The organism is Microbispora sp. H11081 (assembly GCF_012999535.1).
Lineage (GTDB): Bacteria > Actinomycetota > Actinomycetes > Streptosporangiales > Streptosporangiaceae > Microbispora.
Genome location: NZ_JABBWV010000009.1, coordinates 141,959 through 155,819 on the forward strand (window position 1 = coordinate 141,959; position 13,861 = coordinate 155,819).

Annotated in this window: 9 protein-coding genes; 5 read left to right on the top strand and 4 right to left on the bottom strand. The window is 71.1% G+C overall.

What is annotated here, in order from left to right; translation table 11 throughout:
• Nucleotides 1-27: 27 nt before the first annotated feature.
• Nucleotides 28-957, top strand: coding sequence for a zinc-binding dehydrogenase (locus HHX31_RS22580; protein ID WP_169950322.1), 930 nt, complete (start codon nt 28-30; stop codon nt 955-957).
• Between the two features lie 10 nt (nt 958-967).
• On the opposite strand, the gene HHX31_RS22585 is transcribed toward HHX31_RS22580, so the two are convergent.
• Nucleotides 968-2,989, bottom strand: a complete 2,022-nt coding sequence (locus tag HHX31_RS22585) for a glycosyltransferase (RefSeq protein ID WP_169950323.1) — start codon at nt 2,987-2,989, stop codon at nt 968-970.
• Between the two features lie 346 nt (nt 2,990-3,335).
• On the opposite strand from HHX31_RS22585, the gene HHX31_RS22590 reads away from it, so the two are divergent.
• The 3 genes from HHX31_RS22590 (at nt 3,336) to treS (ending at nt 8,397) form a co-directional block, all read left to right on the top strand.
• Nucleotides 3,336-4,526 carry an ATP-binding protein gene (locus tag HHX31_RS22590; protein WP_249346297.1) on the top strand — a complete coding sequence of 397 codons (1,191 nt, stop codon included), beginning with the start codon at nt 3,336-3,338 and terminating at the stop codon, nt 4,524-4,526.
• A 182-nt stretch (nt 4,527-4,708) separates the two neighbouring features.
• Entirely contained in the window at nt 4,709-6,400 is a 1,692-nt protein-coding gene (locus HHX31_RS22595) for an asparagine synthetase B family protein (protein ID WP_169950325.1), read from the top strand.
• Between the two features lie 263 nt (nt 6,401-6,663).
• On the top strand, nt 6,664-8,397 hold the full coding sequence (treS, locus tag HHX31_RS22600) for a maltose alpha-D-glucosyltransferase (RefSeq protein ID WP_169950326.1): 1,734 nt from the start codon (nt 6,664-6,666) through the stop codon (nt 8,395-8,397).
• Between the two features lie 121 nt (nt 8,398-8,518).
• Here treS and HHX31_RS22605 read toward each other — a convergent pair whose 3' ends face one another.
• The 3 genes from HHX31_RS22605 to HHX31_RS22615 all read right to left on the bottom strand — a co-directional run bounded on the left by HHX31_RS22605 (nt 8,519) and on the right by HHX31_RS22615 (nt 12,460).
• Complete coding sequence (locus tag HHX31_RS22605; protein ID WP_169950327.1) at nt 8,519-10,786, bottom strand: FtsX-like permease family protein; 2,268 nt, start codon at nt 10,784-10,786, stop codon at nt 8,519-8,521.
• Nucleotides 10,787-11,008: 222 nt separating this feature from the next.
• Nucleotides 11,009-11,755, bottom strand: coding sequence for an ABC transporter ATP-binding protein (locus tag HHX31_RS22610; protein WP_169950328.1), 747 nt, complete (start codon nt 11,753-11,755; stop codon nt 11,009-11,011).
• 198 nt (nt 11,756-11,953) lie between these two features.
• Entirely contained in the window at nt 11,954-12,460 is a 507-nt protein-coding gene (locus HHX31_RS22615) for a PadR family transcriptional regulator (protein ID WP_169950329.1), read from the bottom strand.
• A gap of 136 nt (nt 12,461-12,596) precedes the next feature.
• Between HHX31_RS22615 and HHX31_RS22620 the strand changes: the two genes are divergently transcribed.
• Nucleotides 12,597-13,859: an ABC transporter substrate-binding protein gene (locus HHX31_RS22620; protein ID WP_169950330.1), complete on the top strand. Its 1,263-nt coding sequence runs from the start codon at nt 12,597-12,599 to the stop codon at nt 13,857-13,859.
• Nucleotides 13,860-13,861 lie beyond the last annotated feature (2 nt).

Sequence of the window (13,861 nt, forward strand, 5' to 3'; positions counted from 1 at the left end):
GTGGCACTTTTCGTGAAGGGACGACTCATGCGCGCTCTGCTCGTCGACAGGTCCGCGCCCGCCGGCCTGAGGCTCGGCGAGGCTCCGGACCCCGAGCCCGCCCCGCATCAGGCGCTGGTCCGGGTGACCGCGACCTCGCTCAACTACGGCGAGGTCAGGTTCGGCATCGAGAACGCACCCGACGGCGCCGTACCGGGATGGGACGCGGCCGGGGTGGTCGAACGGGCCGCCGCCGACGGGTCCGGCCCCGCCGCGGGAACCCCCGTGGTGACGCTAGGCGTCGACGGGGCGTGGGCGGAGTACCGCGCCGTGGACACCTCTCACATCGGAACGCTTCCGGCGAACGCCGACCTCGGCGCGATCAGCACGATCCCGGTGGCCGCCGGCAGCGCGCTGCGCGCCCTGCACCGGCTCGGCCCCATCCTCGGCAGGAGGGTGCTGGTCACCGGCGCCACCGGCGGGGTCGGCAGGTACGCCGTGCAGCTGGCCCGGCTCGGCGGGGCCCACGTGATCGCGTCCACCGGCGATCCCGGGGCGCACGGCGACGGCCTGCGGGCGCTCGGCGCGCACGAGGTGGTCGACCGGCCGTCCGCCCTCGGCGACCCGGTGCACGGCGTGCTCGACATCGTGGGCGGGCCCACCCTTGTGGAGGCGTACGACAGGCTGGCCGAGGGCGGCACCCTGGTGGCCGTGGGACATGTGACCGGCGAGCCGGAGACCTTCCCGTTCGGCGCGTTCTCCGGCGACCAGGGCCGTCACGACCGTTCGGTGGTCACGTTCTTCCTGCTCGCCTGCGGCGGGCTCGCTGCCGACTTCACCTGGCTCGCCGGGCAGGTCGCATCCGGCCGTCTCGATCCGGGGATCTCCTGGCGCGGCGGCTGGGAGAAGGCGCAGGAGGCGGTGGCGCTCCTCCTCGACCGCCGCCTCCACGGCAAGGCCGTGCTCGACCTCCGGTGAGGCCGGTGGCTCAGAGCAGAGCGAGAGGCTCGGCCGGGACGTAGCCCTCCAGGCGCGCCGAGCCGAGCAGCGCGCCCTCGGCCGAGTCGCGGACGCAGACGTAGGAGTAGCGGTCGGCCGAGTAGACCCGCACCCCGTCCGTACGGCACTGCCGCATCAGGACCTCGCCCCACTCCTCGGAGACGTCGGCGAAGCCGAGCTCCGTGAGGACCTGGCGGCGGGCCAGGACGGTGCCGCCGGCCACCTCGGGCAGGAACCGGTGCTCGGCCTCCGGCTGCCGCAGCAGCGTCGCGCCGGTCGCCGGCAGGTGTGCGTAGAACGACGCCTTCCCCAGCACCTCGGCGTCGGTGGAGGCGAAGTGGCGGACGAGGTCGGCCAGGTAGTGCTCGCCGTACAGGTCCCTGGCGTCGAGCACGGCCACGTAGTCGCCGTCGGCGAGCCTGATCGCACGGTCGAGGGCGGCGCCTCGCGTGACCGGCTCCTCCGTGGCGCGGACCACGACGTCGAGGGCCGGGCACGCCTGGCGGACCGTCTTGTCCACCAGCCCGGCGTCCAGGCCGTCCGCCACGATCACGAGCTGGCCGGGCCGTTCCACCTGACGGGTGACGTGGGCGAGCAGGCGGTCCAGCTCGGCCGGGCCGGAGACGGCGGTGATCGCCGAGATGACGCCGCTGTTCCGTACGCTCGGCACGCCGAGGGTGTCGAGGATCGGGTCGAGCAGCGGGGTGACGCTCGTGCCGGCCCGCCAGGCGAGATGGGCCTCCCTGGCCAGCCGTCCCGCATCGGCCATGAGGACCTCGGCCGCCGCGAGGACCTCCTCGCCCTTGGCCCCGGCCCGCACCTGGAGCACCGGGGTGCCGCAGGCCGCGACCTCCCCTATCACCCTCGGCTCCGCGTCGGATCCCGCGATCACCAGGGCCGGCCGCCGGTAGGCCGTCAGCACGTCGTCGTACGACGTCTTGTCGTCGTCCTGGCCGGCCAGCGGCTGCCAGGCGGCGCCGCCCGCGGGCGGGGTGACCGTGCCGAGCGTGACGATCTCCCCGGTCCTGCCGCCGTCGGCGGGGATGGGGTTGTGCACCCGGGGCTGGATCGCCAGCGGGAGCACGCCGACCCGGTCGTGCCGCAGTGCAGAGCGCCACTCGCGGGCCCGGGCCTCGGTGGTCGCCAGCACGTACTCGAAGTGCTCGGCCGCCGGCACCGCCCGCGACACCGCGCCGCCCGAATGCCAGAAGACCGTCTTGATCCCCCGCTTGTGGCAGGCCGCCACCAGGTCGCGCAGCGCCCGCGTCTCCCCGGCCAGCGCCTCCAGCCAGCGCCCGCCGTTGCCCTGCCGGGGGCCGGGCCGTACGGACTCGACGAACAGCACGTGCGGCTGCTGCTGGTCGAGCATGGCCTCCCAGTTGTCGGGGCCGAAGTTGGTCACCAGCCGCCACTCGTACCGCAGCAGCGCCTCGGTCTGCCGGTCCACGATCGCGGCGACCGTCATGTACGGCCGGGCCGTCGGGCCCTTGGGGACCACGAACGACTCGGCGAGCGGCGCGGAGACCTGCGGGGGCCTGGGCTCGGGCGCGGCGGGCGCCGCCTTCACCTCAGGGACGGCGGGGATCTCCGGCTTGAATTCCGAGCGCTTGGGCGCGGGGCGCTTCCTGACCGGCGCCTTGAGCGTCCTGGCCACCGTGCCGGGCTTCTTGCTGTGGATCGCGTCGCCGAGTTTGCTCCACCGGCTCTCCTGAAGCGAGGCGAGCTTCCAGTTGGCGACCTCGGTCTGGTACTTCTGCTCCGCGAGTTGCTTGGCGAGCTGCGCGTTCTGCCGCTCGGCCGTCTTCAGCCGCGCCTCGGCCTCACGCATCTTCGTCAGCGCCTCGGCCTCCGAGCGGGCCACCTCCTCCAGCCGCCGCTGGTAGTCCGTGATCAGCCGGGCGAGCTCCGCCGCGCCGGAGGCCCGCTCCACCGCCTCCGCCAGCGCCTGCCGCAGCGCCGCCGGGTCACTCCACTCGGGCTGTCCGGCTGCCGGCTCGCTTACCTCGCTCATAGGGGGTGACTCCGCGGTAGACCTTCAGGACCAGAGTCACAATATTCGCAGAACGCCCTGATCGCTCTCAGGCAGAGCCGAGACCTCGTCCACCTCCTCCGCCCCATCCCCTGGCGACCGGCCGTCCACGGACCCCGCGACCAAATAGCCGAGAGTCCAGCGACCAAACGACCGCAACGCCAGCGGCTAAACGGCCACGACACGAGCGACCAAACGGCCACCGATCATGCGGCCGCTGTCCCACGAGAACAGGTCGGCATGCCATCCTGAGCTGGTGAAAAACCCTTCGCAGACCCCTCTCGGCCGGGTGGTCCCAAGACATGCGGAAAGACCTGCCGCAGACGCCTTGAGCGACACCCGTGTCGTGCTGATCAACGGTGCCCGCCAGAGCGGCAAGAGCACCCTTGTGCGCCTCCTCGCCAAGGAACGGACGGCCGAGTGGCGCAACCTGGACACTCCGGTCGTCCGTCAAGCCGCGCAGGAGGACCCCGCAGGCTTCGTGGGGTTCCCTGACCTAATGGTGATCGACGAGATCCAGCGCGTACCCGAACTGATGCTGTCCATCAAGGAACAGGTGGATACCGATCCCCGGCCGGGGCGGTTCCTGCTCACTGGATCGGCGCGAGTGCTCGGCCTGCGGGCCCTCCCCGACGCGTTGCCGGGCCGCATGGAGACGATCGAGCTGTGGCCCTTCTCCCAAGGAGAGATCGACGACACCGCGGACGGGTTCGTGGACGCGATCTTCGCCGAAGGCGCGAGCCTCCATCACACGTCCTCGTTGTCGCGGGCGGACTACGCCGAGCGGGTAGTCCGCGGGGGATTTCCGGAGGCGGTGGCCCGCACGAACCCTCGCAGACGTGAGCGTTTCTTCGACTCGTACGTCTCGGACCTGATCGCGCGAGACGTGAGTCAGTTGTCTGACATCGAGCGGACGGCCGAGATGCGAGCCCTGGTGCGGTCGTTGGCCGCCCGGTCGGGACAGTTGCTCGTGACCGGTGCGCTCGGGGCGGACATCGGAGTGTCCCGCAGCACCGCGAACCGTTACCTCGGCCTGCTCGAAGAAGTATTCCTGGTCAAGCGCGTCCCCGCCTGGTCACGCAACCTCAGCAACCGCGCGGTTGGCACCCCCAAGGTGGCCTTCGTCGACTCGGGCGTGGCCGCCAACCTGGTGGGCGCCGACGCGAGGAGCCTGGTAAGGCCCGACGGCCAGTTCGGACCGTTGCTGGAGGGCTTCGTCCTCATGGAACTCGCCCGCCAGCTCACCTGGTCGGACGAGCGCGTGGAACTCTTCCACTACCGGACCAAGGACAAGGTCGAGGTCGACGCGGTGCTGGAGAACCGGCAGGGCCGTGTCGTCGGCGTCGAGGTCAAGGCTTCCTCCACGGTCCGCGGCGACGACTTCCGCGGCCTGCGTCACCTTGCCGACCGCCTGGGCGACGACTTCGTGGCCGGCATCGTCCTCTACACAGGCACCCAGACCCTCCCCTTCGGCCCGCGACTGCGCGCCATGCCTGTCAGCGCCCTATGGCAGGTCTGACGCCTCGCCCCGCTGCGTACGCCGCCCCGATTAACCCACCGCAGCCCGACAGCGCCCACGTAATCGCCGGCGTGTGACACACCGGCATCCGCCGACGCTCTTGCCGGCCGCTGTGGCGGACTCCGGTCCCCCGGCCTGCCCGAGGTCCGTAGACTCGGCTGCGGTTCAAGGGAGGGCAAACCGTGCGCAAGGGTGAGTGGCCGCGATTCCAGGCCAGGCCGTACGTCTGCGGGGCCGTCGGGCCCTTCGAGCAGGCCACTCTCGACCTGCTGGCGCGGTCGGGGCCGGCCGTCCAGTCCGTGCACAGCGCCCCTGAGGCCGCGCTGCTCACGTCGGCTCCGCTGGCGCCGTACGCCACGGGTGAGCGGACGACCGCGTACGCGTGGGGCGGCCGGCGGCCCGAGACCGGGGGCGAGCCCCGGGCGAACGCCTGGCTGCGGGTCGCGGAGACGTACGAGACCCCGGGCCTGGTGGACGAGCCCGACGCGGTGAGCCTGCACACGGGCGGCCTCGGCCTGGTCGACGTCTACTACCTCCAGGACGGCGACGCCGTCTACTTCTCCTCGCTGATCGAGCCGCTGCTCGCGCTGGCCCGGCGGCCGTACGAGGTGAACTGGGATGCGTGGGCGGCGATCCTCACGCTGACCTATCCGCTGCTGGAGGACACGCCCTACCGCCAGATCCGGCGTCTGCCCGGCGCGACCGCGCTGACCTGGTCGCGGCGCGAGCGCAGGCTGCGGGCCGACCGGCGGGCCCCGCGCTGGGTGCGGGAGGAGCCGGTCGACCGGGGCGTCACCGGCGGCGATCTGGTCGCGCTGCTGCACGACGCGCTCAAGCCGTACGAGCGGGTGCTGGTCCCGGTGAGCGGCGGGTACGACTCGCGACTCCTGGCCAGCGTGGCGGTGGCCAGGAGGATGGACGTCGAGTCGTGGACCACCAGCCCCGACGACGGGCTGGACAACGACATCGACTTCGCCCGCTACATCACCCGCGAGCTGGGCATTCCGCACCGGATCATGCCGCAGGACCCGGCCGCCTACCCGCAGGAGGCGCTGTGGGCGGCCCGGCGCCTGGAGTTCCTCACCAGCCACCACGCGTGGTACTCCCCCTTCGCCCGCGAGGTGCACGGCGCGGGCCGGGCACTGGTGGACGGCCTGGCGGGCGGCCCGCTGATGAAGAACTTCCTGATCACGGCCGACGCCGTCGGCGCGGGCACCGGCGCGTCACGCCGCGAGGCGCTGCTGAAGGCGCTGGCGACCGGCGACGCCCACATCCCCGTGCTCGGCGAGGCCGCCGCCGCGTGGATGGACGACCGGGTCCGTACGGCGTTCACCCGGGCGACCTCCATGCTGCACGGGCACCGGGCCGAACTGCCGCTGAGCGTGCTGCACACCCGGACCGTGCGGGGCATCGCCCGGTCCCCGGTCAACCTCGTCGGCCCGGAGGCGACCCCGGTCTTCCCGTTCCTGCACCCGGAGTTCTTCGACGCGGCGCTGTCGGTGCCGGTCGTCCGCAAGGAGGGCGGGAAGTTCTACCGGGAGGTCCTGCGGGCCGCCAACCCCCGCGTGGCGGCGCTGCCCTCGACCAACACCCCGCTCATGCCGAACCGCCGGGTGCCGCTGCGCTCGAACGGGCCGGTGGCCCGCGAGTGGAACCACCGGATGCTGGTGAGGGCCGCACGGATCCCCGGACTGATGTCGCCCCAGATGCTGGACGCGATCGCCGGCGGGCCGGACGCGCTGACCGCCTTCGGGTCGTGGAACTCGCGGTTCTGGCTGCGTGCCCTGGTGGCGTTCGGGGCCTGGCTGGCCGACTACGAGGGTGATCTCGGCGACCTCACCCCGCCGTGGACACCGGTGCGGACGGCGCCGTAAGGGCGGGCCGCCCAGGTCATGGCACCGCGCCTGAGCGGGCCGTCCGGAGGTCGGCCCGCACGGTCCGGCTGCGCGCCTGTGCGGTAGCCGTACGTGATCATTTAGAAACAGGTAAAAAGTCCATGTCAGACCCTTGTCAGCCTTTTCGGTCAGGCGGCTTTCGGTGTATTTTTGGTCAAATAGAGCCCCACATCATGGCGTGAGCTTCAAAGCTCGGGTGTGACCTGACCACGCGCCCCCTTCTCATCTCAAGCGAGAATCAGATGAACGCTGCTGCGCCCTGCCCTGACTCCGCCTCAGGGCCGCTCGGGACCTCCACCGGCGATCTCCCGGAGATCACGGACTTCACCTCGCAGGACCCCCGCTGGTACAAGCGCGCGGTCTTCTACGAGGTGCTCGTCCGCGGGTTCAAGGACTCGAACGACGACGGCACCGGCGACCTGCGCGGGCTGATCGAGAAGCTCGACTACCTCAAGTGGCTCGGGGTCGACTGCCTCTGGCTGCTGCCGCTCTACCAGTCCCCCCTGAAGGACGGCGGCTATGACATCTCCGACTACCTCAAGATCCTTCCGGAGTTCGGCGACCTCGGCGACTTCGTCGCGCTGATCGAGGCGGCGCACGAGCGCGGCCTGCGGGTCATCACCGACCTGGTCATGAACCACACCAGCGACCAGCACCCGTGGTTCCAGGCCTCCCGGCAGGACCCGGACGGTCCGTACGGAGACTTCTACGTCTGGTCCGACGACCCGGACAAATACTCTGGCGTCCCGATCGTCTTCGTGGGCACCGAGGAGTCGAACTGGACGTACGACCCGGTGCGCAAGCAGTACTACTGGCACCGGTTCTTCCACCACCAGCCCGACCTGAACTATGACAACCCGGCCGTCCGGGACGCGATGATGGAGATCATCCGCTTCTGGCTCGACCTGGGCGTCGACGGCTTCCGGCTCGACGCCGTGCCGTACCTGTTCGAGCGCGAGGGCACCTCCTGCGCCGGGCTGCCCGAGACGCACGACTACCTCAAGAAGATCCGCGCGGACGTGGACCGGCTCTACCCCGACCGGGTTCTGCTCGCCGAGGCCAACGGCTGGCCGGAGGACGTGGTCGAATACTTCGGCGACGCCACCAAGGGCGGCGACGAATGCCACATGGCCTTCCACTTCCCGCTGATGCCGCGCATCTTCATGGCCGTGCGCCGGCAGAGCCGCGAGCCGATCTCCGAGATCATGTCGCGGACCCCCAAGCTGCCGGAAAGCGCTCAGTGGGGCATCTTCCTCCGCAACCACGACGAGCTGACGCTCGAGACCGTGACGGAGGAAGAGCGCGACTACATGCACGCCGAGTACGCCAAGGACCCGCGCATGCGCGCCTACCTCGGCATCCGGCGACGCCTGGCCCCCCTGCTGGAGAACGACAGGGACCAGATCGAGCTGTTCACCGCGCTGCTGCTCAGCATGCCGGGCTCGCCGGTCATGTACTACGGCGACGAGATCGGCATGGGCGACAACATCTGGCTGGAGGACCGCGACGCGGTCCGCACGCCGATGCAGTGGACCCCGGACCGCAACGCCGGGTTCTCCGACGCCGACCCCGGCCGGCTGTACCTGCCGGTGGTCATGGACCCGGTGTACGGCTACCAGGCGGTCAACGTCGAGGCCCAGATCAAGAGCGAGTCGTCGCTGCTGCACTTCACCCGGCGGATGCTGCAGATCAGGCGGGAACACCCGATCTTCGGCACCGGCGACTACACCGAGCTGTGGTCGCCGAACCCCAGCGTGCTGTCCTTCCTGCGGGAGGAGGACGACGACGTGGTGCTGTGCGTCAACAACCTGTCGCGCTTCGCCCAGCCGGTCGAGCTCGACCTGCGGCGCTTCGCCGGGGTCACGCCGGTCGAGTGCCGCGGCGGCGTCCCCTTCCCGGTCGTGGGCGACCTGCCCTACCTGCTCACGCTGCCGGGCTACGGCTTCTACTGGCTGTCGCTGCGGCCGTCGTCCTGACGTCACGCCCCCGCCCTCGGACGCCCTTGGGCGGGGTGCCGTGCCTCTGTCGTCCCCGCCGTGCCCCCCGGCCGACAGGGCCGGCCCGGGGTTGGGCGGTTTCTGACAGTTCGCCGTTCCCTCAGCGAGCGGTGACCGGCAGCCGCGCCCGCGCCGCCCGCCTGGCCGGGATCAGCGCCACCAGCAGAGCGGCCCCGATCGCGCTCACGATCGTCGCGGCGAGCATGCCAGGCGTCGGGGCCTGACCGATGCCCGCGCCGACGCCGCTGCCGCGGCCCTCCAGGTCGATCAGCCACCGGGAGCAGGACGCCCCCGCCGCCGCTCCCAGCACGACCCCCACCGCGGCGGGCAGACCGGTGGCGGTGACCAGCGTCGCCATCACCTGGCGCGGCGTCAGGCCCATCGCCTTGAGCACCGCCAGGTCGAGGACATGGTCGCGCAGCCCGAGAGCGCTTGCCGTCAGCAGGCTGGCCAGCCCGATCAGGGCCAGCACGGCGACCAGCGCGACGATCACCACCCGGATGACCGCCAGCCGGTCGGCCGGGTTCACGGCCTGGGCCACGTCGAGCCCCTGCCCCTGCAGCCGGGCGCGCACCTGGCCCGGGTCGGCGCCGGGCCGCAGCACCAGGGCGTAGAACTGGGGCGGCAACGCGTCCTTGGTCGCCAGGCTGTCCACCCCGAACGACAGCACCTCGCCGTCCTGCTCCGGTTCGATCGCCCGGCCCACGATCCGTACGATCAGCGGGGTTCCCCCGATCGTCACCCGGACGCGGTCACCGATCCGTGCGCCGAGGAGGTCGAGCAGTCCCTGCCCGGCCACGGCCTCGCCCCGCTCGGCGAACATCCGGCCCTCCACCACCGGGAATGGGTACGGATCGGAGGACAGGCCCAGCGCCCTGGTCCGCACGGTCCTCGTCTGCCAGGGGACGAGCGCGTCGAGCTCGGCTCCCGGGTAAGCCGCGACCACGTCCGGATCGGCCATCGCGCGCTGGCGCGCCTCCTCGGCGGTCAGCTCGGCCGGCCGCAGGGACAGGGCCGCCGCCTGGCCCACCCTCTCGGGATGGCGGACGAAGTCGTCCAGGGTCGCCCAGCAGCCGAGCCCGATCGTGATCATCATCATCGGGATGGCGACGCCGCAGACCGTGAGCGCGGCCGGCGTCCTGCGGGTGAAGGCGTCCCTGGCGCCGAGGACGAGCGCGGGCGGCAGCCGTACGAGCAGGGCGACCCTGGCCAGCCGGGACAGGTGGCCGCGCGGCGGCGCCGCGGGGGCGGCCGGAATCGGCGGGGTGCGCCCGCCGCGCCACGCGGGGATCAGGACCGCGGCCAGCACGGTCAGCGACGTGCCCGCGATGATCGCGGTGAGAGGGCCGGCCGACAGCGGCACGACGACCGTCTCCCCCATGGCGTACGCCGTGATCAGGCGGGCGGCGACGGCTCCGGCGGCGATGCCGAGCAGCCCGAGCGTGCCGTGCTCGACCACGAGCATCCGGACCACCTGACCCCGGGTGAAGCCGAGCGACTTGAGCGTGGCGATGTCGCGCAACTGCATCAGCACCCGGCCGCCGGCGGCGTTGGCGAGCGCGAGCGCGGCGGCGACCAGGCCGGCGCCGCCGAACAGCGCGAGCAGCAGGCCGAGCAGCCGGTTGTCCAGCTCCATCGAGGCCCGCACCTCGCGCCAGGTCGTGACCCGTTGCACCTGGTTGCGCAGCGTGAAGACGGCCCTCTGGACGACGAGGTCGGTGGCGGCGGCGTCGGCCAGCCGCAGGCCGGTCACGGTCTCGGTGCGGCCCTGCGCGGGCTCGACGACGTCGAGCGTACGCGCGAGCGTCCAGGCCAGGCCAGGGGTCCACTCCGGGTAGAAGCCCTGGTCGCCGCTCTCCGCCAGCCCGGCCACGGTCAGCTCGTGGGTCGCGCCGTTCAGTCCTGTGACGCTGAACGGGCTGCCCGGCCGCAGGCCGAAGGCCCGGGCGAACGACCGCTCGAGGACCACGGCGTTCGGGGTGCGCACGTCGAGCCAGCGGCCCTCGCGCAGGAGCGGGCGGGCGACAGCGGGAAGGGCCGCGGGGGTCTCCTGCAGGGTGATCGGCACCCTGCGGCCACGGGTGACGAGCGTGGCGGGCGCGCTGCGGTAAGGCCCCGCGACGTCGGTCACGCCGTTCAGGCCGCGCAGCGCGGACACGTCGGGGACGTCCTTGCTGTGGATCCAGATGTGCGCACTGTTGCTGCGCGCGAACAGGCCGCGCCAGGGGTTGGTGCCGTCCTCCAGCAGCGTGGCGGCGACGATCAGTGCGGTGACGATCCCCGCAACGGCGAGGACCGTGAGCGCGGCCTGTCCCCGGCGTGCCCGCAGGTCCGCCCGGACCCAACGCAGCTCGGCGACCCTCGTCATGCCCCCCTCACCACTCTCCCCGCGTGATCTTGCAGTTTGTCGCACGGAGCTGCGGTGACCTGCGGGGCGACCTGGCGTGATCTTGCAGTTTGTCGCAACGAGGGCACGCGACCAGCGACGCCCCACTTCATGATCTTGCAGTTTAGGGCCGGCCGGAGGCCGCGTACGCGGTGATCATGCAAATGGGCCGGAGGCGTGGACGATCCCTGGTGGCGCACCGGGTCAGCTCCTGAGTTCGACGACGTCCCCCACCCCGCCCGCCGGACGGCGGCGCGACTTCGGGATGGCGCCGTCGTCGACGATCTGGCCGTCGAGCAGGCTGACGACCCGGTCGGCCATGCTCGCCACGCGGGCATCGTGGGTGACCAGCACGATCGTCTGGCCCTGCGTGTGCACCTTGCCGAGCAGGCGGAGCACGTCACGGGTGTTGCGGCTGTCGAGGTTGCCGGTCGGCTCGTCGGCCAGCAGCAGCCGGGGCTGGTTGGCGAGCGCGCGCGCCAGCGCGACCCGCTGCTGCTCGCCACCGCTGAGCTGCGCCGGCGACGCGTCGGCGCGATCGGCGAGGCCGAGCTCGCCGAGGAGGTACTCGCGCCGTTCCCTGGCCTGCCGCGGCGGTGCGCCGCCCAGCAACGCGGGCAACTCGACGTTGTCGGCCACGGTCATGCTGGCGACCAGGTTGAAGAACTGGAAGACGAAGCCGATCTTCTCCCGGCGGAGCACCGCCCATCCGCTCTCCGAGAGCGTGTCCGCCCGCCTGCCGTCCAGCCAGATCTCGCCGCTGGTACGGGTGTCCAAACCACCGAGCATGTGGATCAGTGTCGACTTGCCCGATCCGGACGGGCCCATGATCGCGACGAACTCCCCCGCGTCGACGGTCAGGTCGGCACCGCGTACGGCCGGCACGGGCAGCGCGCCGGTTTGATAGATCTTGACCAGGTTGACCGCCCGGACGACGGGCGTGTCCGTCACCCCGCCCACCTCGCTCCCGCGTTCGTTCCGGCCTGCAAGATCACGTACGACGTCGTCGCAGGTCGGAGGCCACGGGCCTGATTTATCGCAAGATCACGGAAGCTGGAGAGCCTGGTCACGCGGCCCTCCTGCGACAAACTGCAAGATCACGCCCGTCGAAGGGCCTGCGTATGGCCCTTTCTGCGATTAACTGCAAGATCACGGCAGGTCCTCCTGGCAGCGTTCGAGCCAGTCGAGGTCGGCCTGGAGGTGGAGCATGGCCCCCTCGATGAGCAGCAGCGCGACGCGGTTGGCCGGATCGGTCTGATCGGCCAGCTCGCGGAGGTCTCTCATGAGCGCAAGGTAATGCCGTCGCTGCCGGTTCATCAAAGCCATTCGGTCGGACAAGCCGGTCATCGGGGCCAGCACGAGCTTCATGAAGAACTCGTCGCGCACCCGGGGACCCTCGGTGGGCTCCTCCACCCAGGTCTCCAGCGCCTCCCGGCCGGTGGCGGTGATGTAGTAGACCTTCTTGTTCGGCCGGTTGGCCTGCTCGACGTCGACCGAGCGGACGAAGCCGTCCTTCTCCAGCCGGCCCAGGGTCACGTAGATCTGTCCGATGTTGGGCGACGGATACGCGCTGCCGAAGATCGTCTCCAGCGCCTGTTTCAGCTCGTATCCATGGGCAGGTTCCTTCGCAAGGAGCGCCAGCAGCGACTGCCGCACGCGCCCACCCCCCAAGCCGTATCGAGCAGTTATCGGAGCGTTACGAGCCAATCCGTTGACGCTCACATTATCGCTATGCATAACATGCATGCACTTACCTAACACGTATGTAACCACCTCTTCATACGGAGGCCACATGGTTCGCCGAGTTCTCGTCGTCCTGGCCACCTTCCTGGTGGCCGGGTGCACGGGGCTCGCGGACACCGGCACCGACTCCGCCGTGGGCAGCGACGGCACCGGGCCGATCACACTGGCGATCGGCAGGGACACCACCGCCTACCTCCGCCCACTGCTGGACCGGTGGAACCAGGCACACCCGGACGAACCGGTGTCGCTGCTCGAACTGCCCGAGGCGGCGGACGAGCAGCGCGCCCAGATGGTGGCCAACCTGCAGGCGCGCAACGACGTGTACGACGTGCTCGCGCTCGACGTGATGTGGACGGCCGAGTTCGCCGACGCCGGTTGGATAGCGCCGCTCGACCGCAGCCTGTTCCCCCTGGACAAGCTGCTCAAGGGCGTCGCGGACACCGCCATCTACCGCGACAGGCTGTGGGCCGCGCCTTACACCAGCAACGCCGGCCTGCTCTACTACCGGTCGGACATCCTGAAGAAGGAGCACCTGAAGCCGCCCAAGACCTGGGCGGAGTTGCGCGAGCAGGCCACGCGCCTGAGCGCGAAGTATCGCATCGGAGGATATGCCGGACAGTTCCTGCCGTACGAGGGGCTGACCGTCAACTTCGCCGAGGCCGTCCAGTCGGCGGGCGGGTCGATCCTCAGCCCGGACGCCCGCACGGTCACGCTGGACCTCGGCAGCGCGCGGGCCGCGCTCGGCTTCCTGGTCGGCGGCGTCAAGGAGGGGTGGATCCCCCGCGAGGCGCTGACGTACAAGGAGGAGGAGTCCCGGCTCGCGTTCCAGGAGGGGCGGCTGCTGTTCGCCCGCAACTGGCCCCACGCGTACGGACCCGCCGCCCACTCGAAACTGGCCGGGAAGTTCTCGGTGACCCGGCTGCCGGGCCTGAACGGGCCCGGATCCAGTTCGCTGGGCGGCTACAACCTCGCCATCAGCGCCTTCTCGAAGCGGCAGAAGTCGGCACTCGACTTCATCCGCTACTTCACCGGACGGGACAACGAGCGCCTCGTGCTCACCGAAGGCTCGTTCCCCCCGGTATGGGCGGACCTGTACGACGACCCCGAGCTCATCGAACGGTTCCCGTACCTGCCCGTGCTCAAGGAGGCCATCATGTCGGCCCGGCCGAGGCCGGTCACGGCCGACTACAACCAGGTCAGCCTGCTGATCTCCAGCGCCGTTTCCGGCGCGCTCACTCTCGCCACACCCGTAGACGAAACCGTCGCCGACCTCAAACAAGGGCTCGGCGAGGTCATCCAGCCCGGAGGCTAGAT

Excerpts from the sequence above, each read along its gene's own strand:
- HHX31_RS22580 (WP_169950322.1), top strand. The coding sequence starts at position 28 with ATGCGCGCTCTGCTCGTCGACAGGTCCGCGCCCGCCGGCCTGAGGCTC.
- HHX31_RS22585 (WP_169950323.1), bottom strand. The coding sequence starts at position 2,989 with ATGAGCGAGGTAAGCGAGCCGGCAGCCGGACAGCCCGAGTGGAGTGAC.
- treS (WP_169950326.1), top strand. The coding sequence starts at position 6,664 with ATGAACGCTGCTGCGCCCTGCCCTGACTCCGCCTCAGGGCCGCTCGGG.
- HHX31_RS22605 (WP_169950327.1), bottom strand. The coding sequence starts at position 10,786 with ATGACGAGGGTCGCCGAGCTGCGTTGGGTCCGGGCGGACCTGCGGGCA.
- HHX31_RS22620 (WP_169950330.1), top strand. The coding sequence starts at position 12,597 with ATGGTTCGCCGAGTTCTCGTCGTCCTGGCCACCTTCCTGGTGGCCGGG.